18 protein-coding genes are annotated in these 16,320 nt (G+C 63.7%); 9 read left to right on the forward strand and 9 right to left on the reverse strand.

What is annotated here, in order from left to right; genetic code table 11:
• Window positions 1–13: 13 nt before the first annotated feature.
• Window positions 14–589, forward strand: a complete 576-nt coding sequence (gene slmA, locus GTP69_RS14720; RefSeq protein ID WP_161055575.1) for a nucleoid occlusion factor SlmA — start codon at window positions 14–16, stop codon at window positions 587–589.
• 2 nt (window positions 590–591) lie between these two features.
• Complete coding sequence (pabB, locus tag GTP69_RS14725; RefSeq protein ID WP_161055576.1) at window positions 592–2,439, forward strand: aminodeoxychorismate synthase component I; 1,848 nt, start codon at window positions 592–594, stop codon at window positions 2,437–2,439.
• On the opposite strand, the gene GTP69_RS14730 is transcribed toward pabB, so the two are convergent.
• On the reverse strand, window positions 2,436–2,795 hold the full coding sequence (locus GTP69_RS14730; RefSeq protein ID WP_161055577.1) for a DUF1428 domain-containing protein: 360 nt from the start codon (window positions 2,793–2,795) through the stop codon (window positions 2,436–2,438). The genes pabB and GTP69_RS14730 overlap by 4 nt on opposite strands.
• A gap of 25 nt (window positions 2,796–2,820) precedes the next feature.
• Window positions 2,821–3,774 (reverse strand): transcriptional regulator FtrA, encoded by a 954-nt coding sequence (gene ftrA, locus GTP69_RS14735; RefSeq protein ID WP_161055578.1) that lies wholly within the window; start codon window positions 3,772–3,774, stop codon window positions 2,821–2,823.
• A 91-nt stretch (window positions 3,775–3,865) separates the two neighbouring features.
• Here ftrA and GTP69_RS14740 point away from each other — a divergent pair, with 91 nt between their 5' ends.
• The gene (locus GTP69_RS14740) at window positions 3,866–4,258 is read left to right on the forward strand and encodes a rhodanese-like domain-containing protein (protein ID WP_161055579.1); all 393 of its coding nucleotides are present in this window, start codon (window positions 3,866–3,868) and stop codon (window positions 4,256–4,258) included.
• 1 nt (window position 4,259) lies between these two features.
• On the opposite strand, the gene GTP69_RS14745 is transcribed toward GTP69_RS14740, so the two are convergent.
• Complete coding sequence (locus GTP69_RS14745) at window positions 4,260–4,862, reverse strand: glutathione peroxidase (RefSeq protein ID WP_161055580.1); 603 nt, start codon at window positions 4,860–4,862, stop codon at window positions 4,260–4,262.
• A gap of 126 nt (window positions 4,863–4,988) precedes the next feature.
• On the opposite strand from GTP69_RS14745, the gene GTP69_RS14750 reads away from it, so the two are divergent.
• Window positions 4,989–6,026: an extracellular catalytic domain type 2 short-chain-length polyhydroxyalkanoate depolymerase gene (locus GTP69_RS14750; RefSeq protein ID WP_229260956.1), complete on the forward strand. Its 1,038-nt coding sequence runs from the start codon at window positions 4,989–4,991 to the stop codon at window positions 6,024–6,026.
• Here the strand turns inward: GTP69_RS14750 and GTP69_RS14755 are convergent.
• The 4 genes from GTP69_RS14755 to GTP69_RS14770 are packed head-to-tail and all read right to left on the reverse strand — an operon-like array spanning window position 5,998 to window position 11,452.
• On the reverse strand, window positions 5,998–7,452 hold the full coding sequence (locus GTP69_RS14755; protein ID WP_161055581.1) for an NAD-dependent succinate-semialdehyde dehydrogenase: 1,455 nt from the start codon (window positions 7,450–7,452) through the stop codon (window positions 5,998–6,000). The genes GTP69_RS14750 and GTP69_RS14755 overlap by 29 nt on opposite strands.
• 11 nt (window positions 7,453–7,463) lie before the next feature.
• Window positions 7,464–8,306, reverse strand: a complete 843-nt coding sequence (locus GTP69_RS14760; protein ID WP_161055582.1) for a PPK2 family polyphosphate kinase — start codon at window positions 8,304–8,306, stop codon at window positions 7,464–7,466.
• A 12-nt stretch (window positions 8,307–8,318) separates the two neighbouring features.
• Window positions 8,319–9,941 (reverse strand): NAD(P)-binding protein, encoded by a 1,623-nt coding sequence (locus GTP69_RS14765; RefSeq protein WP_161055583.1) that lies wholly within the window; start codon window positions 9,939–9,941, stop codon window positions 8,319–8,321.
• Complete coding sequence (locus GTP69_RS14770; RefSeq protein ID WP_161055584.1) at window positions 9,941–11,452, reverse strand: polyamine aminopropyltransferase; 1,512 nt, start codon at window positions 11,450–11,452, stop codon at window positions 9,941–9,943. Before GTP69_RS14770 ends, GTP69_RS14765 begins: the two co-directional genes overlap by 1 nt.
• Window positions 11,453–11,502: 50 nt before the next feature.
• On the opposite strand from GTP69_RS14770, the gene GTP69_RS14775 reads away from it, so the two are divergent.
• From GTP69_RS14775 to speD, 5 genes are read left to right on the forward strand one after another with little or no spacing between them, the layout of a single operon-like run.
• Window positions 11,503–11,889 carry a DUF350 domain-containing protein gene (locus GTP69_RS14775; protein ID WP_371867941.1) on the forward strand — a complete coding sequence of 129 codons (387 nt, stop codon included), beginning with the start codon at window positions 11,503–11,505 and terminating at the stop codon, window positions 11,887–11,889.
• Window positions 11,890–11,908: 19 nt separating this feature from the next.
• Entirely contained in the window at window positions 11,909–12,949 is a 1,041-nt protein-coding gene (locus GTP69_RS14780; RefSeq protein WP_161055585.1) for an SPFH domain-containing protein, read from the forward strand.
• A 6-nt stretch (window positions 12,950–12,955) separates the two neighbouring features.
• A complete protein-coding gene (locus GTP69_RS14785; protein WP_161055586.1) occupies window positions 12,956–14,425 on the forward strand; it encodes a DUF4178 domain-containing protein in 1,470 nt (489 codons plus the stop codon).
• Window positions 14,422–14,598 (forward strand): hypothetical protein, encoded by a 177-nt coding sequence (locus GTP69_RS31090; RefSeq protein ID WP_169112324.1) that lies wholly within the window; start codon window positions 14,422–14,424, stop codon window positions 14,596–14,598. The genes GTP69_RS14785 and GTP69_RS31090 overlap by 4 nt, the downstream gene beginning before the upstream one ends.
• A complete protein-coding gene (gene speD / locus GTP69_RS14790; RefSeq protein ID WP_161055587.1) occupies window positions 14,595–14,972 on the forward strand; it encodes an adenosylmethionine decarboxylase in 378 nt (125 codons plus the stop codon). Before GTP69_RS31090 ends, speD begins: the two co-directional genes overlap by 4 nt.
• Here speD and GTP69_RS14795 read toward each other — a convergent pair.
• Together GTP69_RS14795 and GTP69_RS14800 are read right to left on the reverse strand one after the other, a co-directional pair.
• Entirely contained in the window at window positions 14,950–15,657 is a 708-nt protein-coding gene (locus GTP69_RS14795; protein WP_161055588.1) for a CPBP family intramembrane glutamic endopeptidase, read from the reverse strand. The two genes, speD and GTP69_RS14795, sit on opposite strands and share 23 nt — an antisense overlap.
• Entirely contained in the window at window positions 15,654–16,283 is a 630-nt protein-coding gene (locus tag GTP69_RS14800) for a glutathione S-transferase family protein (protein ID WP_161055589.1), read from the reverse strand. Before GTP69_RS14800 ends, GTP69_RS14795 begins: the two co-directional genes overlap by 4 nt.
• Window positions 16,284–16,320: the final 37 nt, after the last annotated feature.

Consider the following 16,320-nt stretch of genomic DNA (forward strand, 5'->3'; position numbering starts at 1 on the left):
CCCGCGAGATCATATGGCAAGCACACCGCCGGGCCAGCGCCGTTTGCAAATTCTCCAGGCGCTGGCGGAGATGCTGGAACAACCCAAGGGCGACAAGATCACCACCGCTGCGCTGGCGCGCAAGCTGGCGTTTTCCGAAGCCGCCCTGTACCGGCATTTCGCCAGCAAGGCGCAGATGTTCGAGGGACTGATCGAGTTCATCGAATCGAGCGTGTTCGGCCTGATTAACCAGATCGCCGAGCGCCAGGAAGACGGCATGGCGCAGGCGCGCGACATCGTCGCCATGCTGCTCAACTTCGCCAGCCAGAATCCCGGCATGACGCGGGTGCTGATCGGCGAAGCACTGGTCAATGAAGACGAGCGCCTGCAACTGCGCATGAACCAGTTCTATGACCGCGTGGAGCTGGCGCTGAAGCAGGCCTTGCGTCTCGCCGCCAGCGAAGGCCAGGCGCACGAAGCCGACGCCACCGCGCGCGCGGCGATGCTGACCAGCTTCGTCATCGGCCGCTGGCACCGTTACGCCAAGAGCGGTTTCAAAAACAATCCGTCGCAGGACGCGGCGCTGCACATCACACTGTTGTTATCGTAAGCATGAACACCGAAGTATTCGCCCTGCTGGATGACGCCAGCCCGGAAGCCATTCAGGCCGGCGGCCGTTCGCGCCTGTACACCGGCCACCGCGCCACGCTGCGCTGCGACGACATCGCCCAGTGGCCGCAACTGCTGACGCAAATGCAGGCGGCGCTGGCGCGCGGCGAATACGCGGTCACCGTATGCAGCTACGAACTGGGCGAGGAGCTGCTGGCGTTGCGCATGGACGGCGCGCCGCCACGTGCCGCGCGTGGCGCGCCGCTGGCGCAGATCCTGTTGTTCACCGATTGCGCGCTGCTGTCGTCCGCGCAAGTCGGCGACTGGCTGGCGGCGCGCTCGTTTCCGATCGAACGGCCAGCCGGCATCGCCAACATCCAGCCGAACATCGATCAGCAAGCCTTTAGCGCGGCGCTGGCGCGCATTCACGACTACATTGCGGCCGGCGACACCTACCAGGTCAATTACACGTACAGGCTGCGTTTTGACGCGTTTGGCGGCATCCACGCGCTGTACGCGCGCCTGCGCGGCCGCCAGCCCGTCCCTTACGGCGCACTGATCGCGCTGGACGACGGCAGCGCCGTGCTGTCGCTGTCGCCCGAACTGTTCGTGCGTCACAGCGGCGGCGTGCTGACCGCGCGGCCGATGAAAGGCACGGCGCCTGCCGCGCCAGCGGCGCAGCAGGCGGAAAACATCCTGCGTGCCACCAACCTCGCCGCCGATCCCAAGAACCGCGCCGAGAACCTGATGATCGTCGACCTGCTGCGCAACGACATCGCGCGCGTGGCCGTCACCGGCAGCGTGGAAGTGCCGGCGCTGTTCAACGTGCAGCGCTACACCAGCGTGCTGCAGATGACCTCCACCATCACCGCGCAGCTGCGCGACGACGCCACGCTGCCCGAAATTTTTGATGCGCTGTATCCCTGCGGCTCGATCACCGGCGCGCCCAAGCGCCGCACCATGGAAATCATCCGTGAACTGGAGCCGGACGCGCGTGGCATCTACACCGGCGCCATCGGCTGGTTCGATCCGCGAGATGACGGCAAGGTCGGCGACTTCTGCATGTCGGTGCCGATCCGCACGCTGACCTTGCAGCCGCAAGGCGCGGATGGCGTGCGCCGCGGCGAAATGGGCGTCGGCGCCGGCATCGTGTTCGACAGCAACGCCACTGACGAATACGCCGAGTGCAAACTCAAGGCGCGCTTTCTCACCGGCCTGCAAAACGATTTCGAGATGTTTGAAACCATGCGCGCCACGCCCGGCGGCGGCGTGCGCCATCGCGAGCGCCACCTGCAACGGCTGGCCGCATCGGCCGCCTACTTCGGCTTCCCTTGGGATGTAAAGGCGGCGGATGCCTACCTGGACACCGCCTGCGCCATGCTGGAGCCGCAACACGCGGCCTATCGCTTGCGCTTGGCGCTCGGCCCGTCCGGCGCCTTCTCGGTGCAGCACGCGCCGCTGTCGCCGCTGGCCGAACCGGTGCGCGTGCTGCTGGCAGAAGACAACACCAGCAGCAGCGATCTTTTCCTGCGCCACAAAACCAGCATCCGCCAACGCTACGACGCCGCCTGGCGCGACGCCGAAGCCCAAGGCGCTTTCGACACCCTGTTCTTCAACGAACGCGGCGAACTGACCGAGGGCGGTCGCAGCAACGTCTTTGTCCGTATCGACGGCCGCTGGCTAACGCCGCCACTGAGCGCCGGCGTACTGCCAGGGGTAATGCGCAGCGTGCTGCTGGACGATCCCGACTGGCAGGCCAGCGAAGCCGTGATCACGCGCGCGATGCTGGACGCCGCCGACGACATCATCCTCTGCAACGCCCTGCGCGGCGTGCTGCGGGTCGCGCGCTAAAGATCGATCATCATCTCGAAGCCGCCGTAGATCATGCGCTTGGCGTCGAACGGCATGTTGGCCGGGTCCATGTAGGCGGCCACGCGCGGATCTTTCATCACCTTGTCGTTGATTTCGTCGCGCTTGGCGCGTGATTCGTAAACGATCCACGAGAACACCACGCGCTCGCCTTCTTCCAGCATCACGCTTTGTGGGAAGGAGGTCAGCTTGCCGGGTGGCGCATCGTCGGCCACCGTTTCGCGGAATTCCAGCGCGCCGAATTCCTTCCACACGGCGCCGCATTCGCGCGACATTTTCTTGTACGCCTCAAGTTTTTCCTCGGGCACCGGAATCACAAAACCGTCTACGTAGGCCATGACTGTCTCCCAGAAAGTGAGACGGCTAGCGTAGCACGAAGCGTTTGCGGTAAGCGCCCGGTGTCGTCGCGGCAAGACGGCGGAAGTGGTGGCGCAACGATTCTTCCGAGCCGAAGCCGGCGCGTTCGGCAATCTGCGTCAGCGGCACATCGGGGTCTTCCAGCATCTCCTTGACGATGGCCACGCGCTCGCGGATCAGCCATTCCACCGGGCCGAGGCCGGTAGCCTGCTGGAACTGGCGCTGCAAGGTGCGCGGACTCATGGCCGCGCGTTCGGCCATGCTGGCCACCGTGTGCGGCTGCGATGGATGGCTGCGCAGCCAGTCCAGCAGTTTGGACAAGCGTCCCTGCTCCCCCTGCGCCATGGGACGCGGCAGGAACTGCGCCTGACCGCCTTCGCGATGCGGCGCCACCACCAGCCGCTGCGCCACCAGGTTGCCGACCTTGGCGCCATGGTCGCGCCGCACCAGATGCAGCAGCATGTCCAGCCCGGCGGCCGAGCCGGCGGCGGTGATAACCTGGCCGTTATCCACATACAGGTGATCTGGCTGCACTTCGATCAGTGGATAAAGTTGCGCCAGCCGCTCGGCATAGCGCCAGTGAGTCGTGGCGCGCTGGCCGTCCAGCAGGCCGGCGGCGGCCAGCACGAACACGCCCGAACAGATCGAACACAAACGCGCGCCGCGCGCGTGGGCGGCGCGCAGCCAGTCCAGCAGTTGCGCCGGCGGCAATTCGTCGGCATCGCGCCAGCCGGGGATGATGATGGTGTCCGCCAGCGCCAGCAATTCCGGCGCGTATGGCGCCTGCACGGTGATGCCGCCGGCTGCCCGGATCGGCCCCTGTTCCACGGCGCAAACGGCAAACTCGTACCAGTCCACGTCCAGTTCCGGACGCTCCAGCGCAAACAGTTCGACCGTGCAGCCGAACTCAAATGTACACAGGCGATCGTACGCCAGCGCCACCACCAGATGTTTCTTCATGGCGTAATCTTACCGGATAATGGCCTGTGCGCCACTTCTGGCCATAACGGCGCGGCGGCACAATGAAGGCTCATCTACACAGGAGAGTCCGATGTCCCACGTTACCGCCATTCCCGCCGCCGACAGCGCCGCCGCGCTGGCCCACTTTGAAGCCAGCTTCCGCTACGAAACCGATTGCTGGGACGTGCACGATGCGCTGGACGGCGGTCAGCCGGACTTCGTGCTGCTGGATGTAAGGGGAACGGAGAAGTACGCGGCCGGCCATGTGCCCGGCGCGCTGGATCTGGCGCATCGCAAGATCATCGGCTCGAAGATCGCCGAATTCCCGGCCGACACGCTGTTCGTGGTCTATTGCGCCGGCCCACACTGCAACGGCGCGGCCCGCGCCGCCGTGCGGCTGGCGCAACTGGGCCGCCCGGTCAAGCTGATGACCGGCGGCATTACCGGCTGGCTGGACGAAGGTTTCGCCCTGGCCAGCGCCTAGATCAGGTGCCGAGCGCTTTTTCGACTGCGCTAACCAGCTGCTTGTCGGTCGGCGTGACCTTGCTGCCGAAGTTGTTGACCACATTGCCGTTGCGGTCGATCAGGTACTTGTGGAAGTTCCAGGCCGGCGCCTTGCCGGTCGCTTTGATCAGGTTGGCGAACAGCGGATTCGGCTCCTTGCCCGACACCACCGACTTGGCAAACATCGGGAATTTCACGCCGTAGGTGTTGTAGCAGAAATCGGCGATTTCCTTGCTGCTGCCGGGTTCCTGCTGGCCGAAATCGTTCGACGGAAAGCCCAGTACCACCAGGCCTTTGCTGCCGTACTTGGCGTATAGGCCTTCCAGGCCTTCATACTGGTTGGTGAAGCCGCAATAGCTGGCGGTGTTGACCACCAGGATCACCTTGCCGGAATACTGACACAGGTCCTGCGGCGAATCGTCCTGCAGGCGCTTGAAGGATTGCTTGAGGATGGCCGGGCAGCTGGCGGGAGCAGTCGCCGCCGGCGCTGCCGCTGCGGCGGCAGGTGCTTGCGCAAACGCGGAAGCGCTGGCCAGCATGGTCAGCGAGGAAACGAGGCACAGTTGGGCGAAAGTCTTGGACATGGTGTCGGCCGGAAAGGATGGTAAAAAAATCATTCTAGTCCAAATTGGTGCCCGTCGCACGATTGATCCAGATTAAGTAAAACCCAGGGCAGCGGCATATCGTCTCTCCAACGCAGCGGAGGGACTATGCGTATCTTGTTGTGGTGTTTGTTATGGCTGGTTGGTATCGCCCAGGCGCAGGTGATGTCATTGCCGGCGTTGAACGCCGGCCAGGTCAGCGTCTCCGGCCTGTCGTCGGGCGCGTTTATGGCGGTGCAGTTCGAGGTGGCCTTCTCGCGCACCGTGATCGGCGCCGGGGTGATTGCCGGCGGTCCGTATTTCTGCGCGCAGGGCAGCGTCTACGCCGCCACCACTACCTGTACCTGCACCAACGAATTCTTCTCCTGCCGCGTGCGTCCCGGCGGCACCCGCGTGGCGGACCTGATCTCCCTCACCGACTGGTTCGCCACCTCTCAAAGCATTGATCCCACCAGCGCGCTGGCCAGCCACCGGGTCTGGATGTTGTCCGGCACCCTCGACTCCGTGGTGCCGCAGGCGGTGATGAACGACCTGCTGACCTACTACCGCCACTACATCGACGCCAACCGCATCACCTACAAGCGCAACCTGGTCGCCGAACACGCGATGCCCACCGACAGCTACGGCAACAGCTGTGCCACGCTCGGCTCGCCCTACATCAACAACTGCAACGATGACGCCGCCGGCGAGCTGCTCAACTGGATCTACGGCCCGCTGGCCCCGCGCAACAACGGCACACTGACCGGCCGCTTCATCGCCTTCGACCAGTCGGAATTCATCGCCCTGCCCACCTGGCACGGCATGGCCGACACCGGCTACCTGTACGTGCCGGCGTCGTGCGAAAGCGGCGGCTGCCGGCTGCATGTGGCGTTCCACGGCTGCCAGCAGAATCAGGACAGCATCGGCACGCTGTTCATCCGTCACGCCGGCTACAACGCCTGGGCCGACACCAACCGCATGCTGATCCTGTATCCGCAAACCGTCGCCACTTTCGCCAATCCCAACAGCTGCTGGGACTGGTGGGCCTATGACGACACGCGCTACGCGCAAAAAAATGGCCGCCAGATGGCGGCCGTCAAACGCATGGTGGACCGGCTGGCCGGCAGCACCATCGCGCTTATATGCCGCCGAGGCAGATGTACTTGACCACCAGGTAATCCTCAATGCCGAGGTGCGAACCTTCGCGTCCCAGGCCGGATTGCTTGACGCCGCCAAACGGCGCCGCCTCGGTGGAAATCAGGCCGGTGTTGACGCCCACCATGCCGCTCTCCAGCCCCTCCACCACGCGCCAGATACGGCCGACGTCGCGCGAGTAGAAATAGCTGGCCAGGCCAAACTCGGTATCGTTGGCCAGTGCGATGGCTTCGTCGTCGGTCTTGAAGCGGAACAGCGGCGCCAGCGGACCGAAGGTCTCTTCCTTTGCCACCAGCATGTCGGCGCTGATATCGGCGATCACGGTCGGCTGGAAGAAGCTGTGCCCCAGTTCGTGACGCTTGCCGCCCAACAGCAGACGCCCGCCTTTGGCCAGCGCATCGGCCACATGCTGCTCGACCTTTTGCACCGCCTTCTCATCGATCAGCGGACCTTGCGTCACGCCCTCGTCCACACCGTTGCCGACCTTGAGCTTTTCCACCGCCGCCACCAGCTTTTGCGCAAACACGTCGTACACGCCGTCCTGCACGTAGATGCGGTTGGCGCACACGCAGGTCTGGCCGGCGTTGCGGTATTTGGAGGCGATGGCGCCTTCCACCGCCGCGTCCAGGTCGGCGTCATCAAACACGATGAACGGTGCATTGCCGCCCAACTCCAGCGACAGTTTCTTGATGGTCGGCGCGCTCTGCTCCATCAGCAGCCGGCCCACTTGCGTGGAACCGGTAAAGGTCAATTTACGCACCAGCGGATTGGCGGTCATCTCGCCGCCGATGTCCTTCGATTTGCCGGTCAACACGCTGAATACGCCCGCCGGCACGCCGGCCCGTTCCGCCAATACCGCCAGCGCCAGCGCGCTGTACGGCGTCGACTCGGCCGGCTTGAGCACCATCGGGCAGCCGGCCGCCAGCGCGGGTCCGGCTTTACGGGTAATCATCGCAATCGGAAAATTCCATGGCGTGATGGCGGCGCACACGCCGATCGGCTCCTTGGTGACAAGGATGCGACGATCCTGCCAAGGCGACGCCAGCGTCTCGCCGGCCACGCGCTTGGCCTGTTCGCCAAACCATTCGATGAACGAGGCGCCATACGCCACCTCGCCGCGCGACTCGGACAGCGGCTTGCCCTGCTCCGCCGTCATCAGCAGCGCCAGGTCATCGGTGTTTTCCAGGATCAGGTCATTCCACTTGCGCAGGATGCGCGCGCGTTCCACGGCGGGTTTCTTGCGCCACGCTGGCCAGGCAGCGTTGGCGGCGTCGATGGCGCGTTTGGTTTCGGCCGCGCCCATCACCGGCACGGTGCCGATTTGCTCGCCGGTGGCGGGATTAGTGACGGCCAGCGTGGCGCCGCCGTCAGCGTCGGTCCACTCGCCGTTAATGTAGCCCTGCTGGCGCAGCAGGCTCGGATCTTTCAGTTGCAGCATAAGTCATCTCCTTACTCCACGGTGAAAGACGACAGATCCGGATGCGGTGGCGGATAACTCAGCTCCATGCCTTCCAGCGTTTCCAGCAGCAGGCTGGCGATCACCAGGTTGCGATGGGTCTTGGAGTTGGCCGGCACCACATACCATGGCGCGTGCGGGGCATCCGTCTCGCGGATCGCCTTTTCGTACGCGCGCTGATAGTCGTCCCATTTTTCGCGTTGCTTGATGTCTTCCGGATTGAATTTCCACTGTTTGTCCGGATCGTCCAGGCGCTCCTGCAAACGCTCGCGCTGTTCTTCCTTCGAGATATGCAGGAATACCTTGATGATCACTGTGCCCGTTTCCGCCAGCATGCGTTCGAAGTCGCGAATCTGCGCGTAGCGGCGCTTGCACTCGTCGTCATCGATCCAGCCCTGCACCCTGGTGATCAGCACATCTTCGTAATGACTGCGGTTGAAGATGGCGATCTCGCCGTTACCCGGCACGTACTGGTGCACGCGCCACAGATAATCGTGCGCCAGTTCGGCGTCGGTCGGCGATTTGAAGGCCACGGCGCGCAAGCCCATCGGGCTAATGCCCTTGAACAGTGCGCGCACGGTGCCGTCCTTGCCGCCGGTGTCGGTGCCTTGCAGGACCAGCAGCACTTTCTGCTTGTGCTGCGCGTACAGCTTGTCCTGCAATGCGGCGATGCGGTCGATCAGCGCGTCGGTGCGTTCCAGGTCGAGCGCCTTGGCCTTGGACTTGCCAAGTTTGGGATTGGCGGCACGGCTGGAGAAGGCGGCATCGTCGGCGTCTTCGTCGCGAAGCTTGAATTTAGGCGGTGCGCGAAAGCGCTGGCGGGCATTGTGTGTCATGAATTGAGCTTATCATTTAGCGGCAAGCTGTGCCGCGCGATATCCCCACCAGGCGGCTTCCTCGAAAACGGAAAAGCCTGACAGGTCGGCATGGGCAAATAAAATCGGACCATCTACTTCACGCAATGCTCTCATGCCGGCGTTGTTGCGGAAACCGGGCCAAGGCACAGCCATCGCATGCCCCCTCAGGGTGATATCGACCCGCTCCACACAGGAGGCGAATTGCGCGCCGTAGGCAGTTTTGAGATCGGCGCTGGCCAGCGCCAGCAGCTCTTCCGGCGTGGCCGACGCCATCCAGTGGCGCGCCGTGCTGGCCTTGCGGTCGGATAGCGCGACATAGGAACTGAACACGGTTTTTTCCGGCGGCTGCACGCGGATGTCCTGGTGGGTGGACACCACGAAGCCCAGTCCCGGCTCGCTGTACACCACGTTATCCCAGGACAGCGGTTGCGGGTTTGGCCCGCCCTGGAGTTCGTCGGGAAAGCGCTTGAGCAGGAAGTTCGCCACCATCCACGGCGCGTATTCCGGTACATGCCTGGCCGCGTCGAAACCGTATTCGCCGATGTTATCCACAACCCGCGCCGCCACATAGGTCGGCATCGCGCAGATAGCTTTGCGCGCGCGCACCAGATAACTGGTGGCCTGGCCGTTTTCCAGCTTGAAGCACAAGGCCTCGACGCCATCGGCGGTCTTCTTCAGCGATATCGCCGTCCCCGCCATGCGCTTGACCTCCGCCGCGCGCTCGATGCCGGACACCAGCGGCTGCAATCCGCCCGGCCATGTCAGCCACGCGCCGTTGCCGGCATTGGCGGCCTGGCCCCAGCGGCTGCAGTAGTAATGCAGGCCGGCCCATGCCGATACCTTGTCATAGCGCGTGCCGTAATCGTCGCGGCAGCAGTAATTCAAATACCAGTGCAGCGTCGGCGACTTGTAGCCGTTCTGCTCCATCCACTGCTTGAGCGAGATGCGGTCCAGCGCCTGCCACTCGGGATCTTCCGACGACATCACGGTCGGGAACACGAACACGCGGCGGCCATCGGCGCCATGCAGCTGGCGCAGCCGATGCACTTCATCGAAGAAGCGCTTGTGCTCATCCAGTTCCCACTTCGGTACGCCGTCGGTGGGAATGAAGCCGTCCTGCCAGTGGCCGTTGAACAGCAAGCGCTCTTCCGGCGCGTGCAGGATGAAGCGCTCGTCGTAGTAAGGCTTCTCCGCAAAGGCGTCCTTCTGGATGATGCCGAGATCCGCCAGGATTTCGCGCACGTGCGTGGACTCCGGCGATGGCAGCGGCAGATAGTGCGCACCGGTCGGATATTCGTATTCGCCGAACGCGCCGCCGGCCGCGTTACCGTAGGGCTGCGGCCCGTCGATCATCAGCACATCGGTCTTGCCGAGCTTTTTCAGCTTCCACGCGGCGGTCAGGCCAGACACGCCCGAGCCGAGTATCACCACATCGGTGTGGATAACTTGCGAGGGCGGCGGAATGGCGCGGCGGTCGCGCAGGAAGTGGCCCTCGTCGCGGCCGACGTAATGCACGGCCGGCGTAATCTCCTGCCAGCGCTGGAACGCCAGCCCGCTGCCGGTGACGGCCAGGCCGGAAGCGCCAGCCCACACGAGAAAAGAACGACGCTGCATCAGCGGATCACCCGGCGCCAGTCCTGCTCGAATTCATGCACGAGCGACTGGGTGTTGAGACGATTTGGCTCCATCGGCAGCGGCTTCATATCGGGCGGGAAGATGAACATCTCGCGTGTGGTATCGGCGTTCAGGTAGCGCATCGGCAGGCGGTAGCTGGTGGGCGGTGTGTAGTTGGCCTGCGGCGTCGCCAGGATGAAGCCCCACTCGCCGAACGACGGCACGTAGGCGTGATACGGATAGGTTTTCAGGCCCACTTCACGCAGCGTCGAGTCGATGGTCCAGTAAGCGTGCGGCGCGAAGAACGGCGACGTCGATTGCACCACCATCAGCCCATTGGCCGCCAGATGCTTGCGCACCATGCCGTAGAACGGCACCGAATATAGCTTGCCCAGCGCGAAGCTGGAGGGATCGGGGAAGTCGACGATCACGGCGTCGAACATATCGTCGTTATGCTGTAGCCAGATGGCCGCGTCGGCATTTACCACCTTCACGCGCTTGTCGCTGAAGGAAGCGTGATTGAGCTTGACCAGTTCCTCGCGGTGCGTGAAGGCGCCGGTCATGGCCGGGTCGAGGTCGACCAGCGTCACATGCTCAATGTTCTGGTAGCGCAGGATCTCGCGCAGCGCCAGGCCGTCGCCGCCGCCCAGCACCAGCACGCGCCTGGCCCACGGCAGCGGTTGCAGCACCGGATGCACCAGCGCTTCGTGATAACGGTATTCGTCGCGCGACGAGAACTGCAGATTGCCGTTGATGTACAGGCGCGTATCGTCCTTCCACTTGGTGATCACCAGACGCTGATACGGCGTGGTGGTGGCAAACACGATTTCGTCGCCGAACAGGCCATGTTCACCCCAGTAGGTCATCTTGTCGGCGAAGGCAAAACCGAATACCAAAGCGCACAACACCGCGCTGGCGCGCAGCAAACGGCCGGTGACGTTTTTCAGCTCTGTGGAAAACGCCTTGATTGTCCACAGGGCCACGCCGACATTCAGCATGCCGAACAAGAAACCGGTGCGCACCAGACCCAGATACGGCGCCAGCACCAGCGGGAACAGCAGCGACACCGCCAGCGCCCCCAGATAGTCGAAGGTCAGCACGCGGCTGACCAGTTCATTGAACTCAGTCTGGCGCGCATTCAGCGCGCGCATCACCAGCGGCACCTCCATGCCGACAAACGCGCCGACCAGAAACACCATGGTGTACAACAGCGTGCGGAACGGCGCCGCCATCCACGAGAAGGTCAGGAACAGCACCGCCGCCGACACGCCGCCGATCAGTCCCACCGCCAGCTCGATATCGACAAAACGCGCCAGCACATCCTCGTCTTTGACGTACTTGGAGAAGTGCGCGCCGACGCCCATCGCAAACAGGTAGCATCCGATAATCGTTGAGAACTGCAACACCGAATCGCCCAGCAGATAACTGGACAGCGCACCGGCAATCAGCTCATACGCCAGCCCGCAGGACGCAACGACGAAGACGGACAAAATCAGAATCTTTTTGGTCATTTCTGCTCATTTGCATTATTATCAAGTAATACTTTACCTGAAGGTGTGCCGTGCCCGCCATCCTAAACTATCTGATTCACCTGTTGCTGGCCGCTTTGCTGCTGGCTGTGTTCTTCAAGGCCTACACCTGGATGACGCCTTTCGACGAGGTAAAGCTGATCCGCGAAGGCAATCAGGCGGCGGCGCTATCGCTGGGCGGGGCGCTGATCGGTTTTTCAATCACCATCGGTTCGGCGCTGATGCATACTCTCGACTACCAGCAGTTTTTCGCCTGGGCCCTCGGCGCAATGCTGATCCAGATGCTGGCCTACGCCATCACCACGCGGGTGCTGAATATGTCGAAAGACCAGATTGAGGCGAACAACACGGCGTTCGGCGGCCTGCTCGGCGCGATTTCCATTTCCATCGGCGTGATCAACGGCGCCGGCATTTCCTAATTTCGAAGCGAGGACCATCATGGGTATCGGCAGCTTTATCAAGAAGCAGTTTATCGATGTACTGCAATGGAACGAGGACACCGAAGGCGTGCTGGCGTGGCGTTATCCGATGGCCGACCAGGAGATCCAAAACGGCGGCCAGCTAGTGGTGCGCGAATCGCAGGTGGCGGTGTTCGTCAACGAAGGCCAGGTGGCCGACGTCTTCGGTCCCGGCACCCACATGCTGACCACGCGCACGCTGCCGGTGCTGACCAACCTGAAAAACTGGGACAAGCTGTTTGAGTCGCCGTTCAAGTCGGACGTGTACTTCTTCAGCACCCGGGTGCAGACCGGCCGCAAATGGGGCACGCCGCAGCCGATCACCATCCGCGACAAGGACTTCGACATGGTGCGCGTGCGCGCCTTCGGCATGTACTCGTACCGCGTGACCAACGCCCGCGCCTTCTTCTCGGAGATCAGCGGCACCCGCGAGGTGTACACCCGCGACGAGGTGGAAGACCAGCTGCGCGGCATCCTGATGGCCAGCATGGCCAGTTCGCTCGGCGCGTCGCAAGTGCCGTTCCTCGACATGGCGGCCAACCAGGCGCTGATGGCGCAGCAGGTCAAGGGCGACCTGACCACGGCGTTTGCGCGCTACGGCATCGCGCTGGATGAATTCAACGTGGCCAGCGTCAGCCTGCCGGAAGAACTGCAAGCGGCGCTGGACGAACGCATTTCGGCCGGCATGAAAGGCGGCATGAGCGCCGACAAGCTGGCCGGCTTTACCAAGTACCAGGTGGCCAGTTCGATTCCGCTGGCGGCCGGCAATGAGGGCGGCCTGGCCGGCATCGGCGCAGGTCTCGGCGCCGGGCTGTCGGTGGGCCAGGTGATCGGCCAGACCATGGGCAGCACGCTGGCGCCGCAAGCCGCGGCAGCTGTACCTGCGGCTCCGGCAGCTGCGGCCGAAGACTCGATCGAAGACCGTCTGGGAAAGCTCAAGGGCCTGCTCGACAAAGGCCTGATCTCGGCCGCCGACTACGACAGCACCAAGGCCGAGCTGCTGAAAAAACTGATCGGCTAATACTGCATGCAAATCGTTTCCTGTCCCAGCTGCGGCGCGGAAGTTAAATTCCGCTCGCACGCCTCGGTCATGGCGGTCTGCGAGTATTGCAGCACGCGTGTGCTCAAGGACGCCGACTCAGTCAAAGACCTGGGCAAGATGTCGTCCGTGCTGGAGGACTACTCGCCGATCCAGATCGGCACCGCCGGCGTGCTCGGTGGCCGGCCGTTCACCGTGGTCGGCCGCATCCAGCTGCGCTATTCGGCCGGCATGTGGAACGAGTGGTATCTGCTGTTCGACGACGGCAAAACCTCGTGGTTGGGCGATTCGTCCGGCATGTACACCATCACCGCCGAATACCAGGGCGAGACGCAAACACAGGCTTTCGAGGAGCTGGTGCCTGGCCGTACCTACGGCATCGGCGGCGGCTTGTACACGGCGGCCGAAATCCGCGTGGCCGATTGCATCGGCGGCCAGGGCGAGCTACCGTTCAAGGTAGGCGACGGCTACCAGGCCAAGGTGGCCGACTTCCGCCGCGGCCAGGAATTCATTACGCTCGATTACTCCGATGGGCCACAGCCGGTGGTCTACACCGGCCTCGCCGTCACGCTGGACAGCCTGCAATGCCAGCTACTGCGCGACGACGACACCATCCAGCGCGCGGCCGGCCGTTATCGCGGCAAGCTCACGGCGCTGGACTGCCCATCGTGCGGCACGCCGATCAAATATCTGCCCGGCATTACCGCCAACCTGGTGTGCCCGGCCTGCGCCACGCAGATCGACGCCTCCAGTCCGAAAGCGCAGGTGGTAGCCGCCGGCGAACGGGTGGAAGCCGTGCCGCTGATGCTGGAACTGGGCGCCACCGCCAAGATCAACAACCAGGACTTCACCATCATCGGCATGATGCGGCGCGCCGACGATGAAGGCAGCGAATGGGACGAATACCTGATGTACGGCCCGCGCGCCGGCTTCTCGTGGTTGGTGCTGACGGAAGACGGCTGGTCCGGCGCCAATGTGCTGTCGTCGTGGCCGATGTCGTACATGCCCGGCGCCGGCAATGTGGCTGTGGATAAGGTGCAGTTTTCCGCCTTGTACAGCTACGAGGCGAAAGTGACTTATGCGGTGGGCGCTTTCAACTGGCGCGTGTCTGTCGGCGACAAGGCGCAGGTGGCGGAGTTCCAGGCCGGCCAGCTGCGGCTGGCCGCCGAAACCACCGACAGCGAGATGACGTGGTCGCGCTCTTCACCGGTGTCGGCCGACCAGCTGGCGATGTGGTTCGGCACAGGCTTCAAGGGCAAGGTGAAAGCGCCGTCGAAGGCTAAGCCGTTCGGCAACAACCGCTATCGCACCACGGCCAAGTACATCATCTGGTTCATGCTGGTGGTGAATGCGGTGCCGCTGCTGTTCAACTTCTCCGGCACCTGGTTCATGACAGCGATCGCCGCGATCGCCATTTACCTGCCTGCTGTCTTCCTGGACGATAACGAGAAAACATGAGCAAATTTTTTATCTACGCGATCGTCGTCGTGCTGTTCAGCGCCGGTAGTAGCTGGACGCGCATGGTGAGCGGTGGTTCGGGCCGCAGCGCCGGCGGCAGCTCGTGGAGTTCGCATACCGGCGGTGGCGGCGGCAGCTGGGGTGGCGGTTCCGGCGGCGGAGGCCACAAGTGAAGCGCGAAGCGCTACCGGCGGCGACGCACGTGGCGTCCGGCACCCACGTGCTGGCCGACCTGAACGGCATCGCCGCCGACAAACTGAGCGACTGCGCCGGGCTGGAAACGCTGCTGCGCCAGGCTGCCGAAGCGGCCGGCGCGCACATCCTGTTCAGCCACTTCCACGCCTTCGGCGACGGCCAGGGCGTGACCGGCGTGGTGCTGCTGGCCGAGTCCCACATCACCATTCACACCTGGCCCGAATGCGGCTTCGCCGCCGCCGACATCTTCATGTGCGGCAGCGCGCAGCCGGAGTTAGCGCTTGCTCTCATCGAAAATGCGCTGCAGCCGCAGTCGCGCAAAGTGCAAGCTATCCAGCGTTCAATGACGTAGGCTGTACCGGCTGGCGCGCTGCCAGTTTTTTCAGCAACGCCGGCAGGAAGATAATCAGCGAATCGATCAGCGCGTGGGCGATGATGCAGGCGACCAGGTCGCGCTGCCACAGGTAGAGACCGGTCAGCAGGCCGCCGCCGAACAGCACGCCAACCAAATGGCTCCACGACCAGCCGCCCAGGTGTGCCAGCGTGAACACCGCCAGCGGTATCAGCGCCGCTGGCCACAGGCTGCCGGTCATTTCATGGAGACGCTCGATCGGGTAGCCGCGGAACATGATTTCTTCGGTGACGCCGGCGGTGATCACCACCGCCCAGCGGAACCACGCCGGCGTCGACAGCAGCCGCGTCAATCCCGCTTCCGAGCCTTCCGGCACCGCCGCCTTGCCAGCCTTGCTGGCCTGAATCACCGACATCACCGACGTCGACAATACTGTCAGCCCCAGCGCGGCGCCGATCAGCCAGGCCAGGTAGTTGCCCCAGACGAGGCCGATGCTGGACGGCGGACGCTGTTCCCACAGCAGCAGCCACGCCAGCACGGTCAGGCAACAGCCCCACGTCGTCAGCAGATGGCGCCGGATGTTCATCGGCTGGCCCTGGCTGTCGCAGTACAGGAAAGAGAACAGCGTCGGCAGGCCGAGCGCCAGCACCACGCCGATGATGGCGGTGACGGAGAGATCGCTCATGCCACCGCTTGCTCGGCGACCAGCGCCGCGTCTTTTTCACGCGCGGCCAGCGCAGCCGGACGCTGGCTGACGCGCGCGATGTACTGTTCGATGACGGGCAGCTTGGGCACCAGGCCGAACATCACCATCCAGCCGAAGGCCGTGCCCCACAGCACGTCCAGCGCGCTGAATTGTTCGCCCAGCAGGTACGGGCCTTTGCCCAGTTGCTCGATCAGCGTGTTGAACATGGTGTCGAAATCGCCGTAGTGGCAGGCTTGCTTGTCAGCCGGCTTGTTCTTCAGCCACTGGTCGACAATCGCCGGCTCGAAGCAACTGCCGTAGAACGCCATCCAGCGCAGGTAGGGGCCGCGCAGCGGATCGCCCAGCGGCGGCGCCAGTTTGGCGTCCGGGAACAAGTCGGCCAGATAGAGGTAGATCGCTACCTGTTCGGTGACGATGGCGTCACCATGGCGAATCGCCGGCACCTTGCCCATGGGGTTGATGGCCAGGTAGTCAGCTTCGCGGTTCTCGCCCTTTTTCATGTTCATCACATGCAGTTCGTACGGCGCGTGCAGTTCTTCCAGCAAGGTCAGCACGCCGGTCGAGCGCGATTGCGGGCAGTGGTACAGGGTCAGTTGCGGTGCCATGATTTTCTCCTTCGGTTGGGTGAAAACTCACGATAAC

Source organism: Duganella levis, from assembly GCF_009857605.1.
Classification (GTDB): domain Bacteria; phylum Pseudomonadota; class Gammaproteobacteria; order Burkholderiales; family Burkholderiaceae_D; genus Rugamonas; species Rugamonas levis.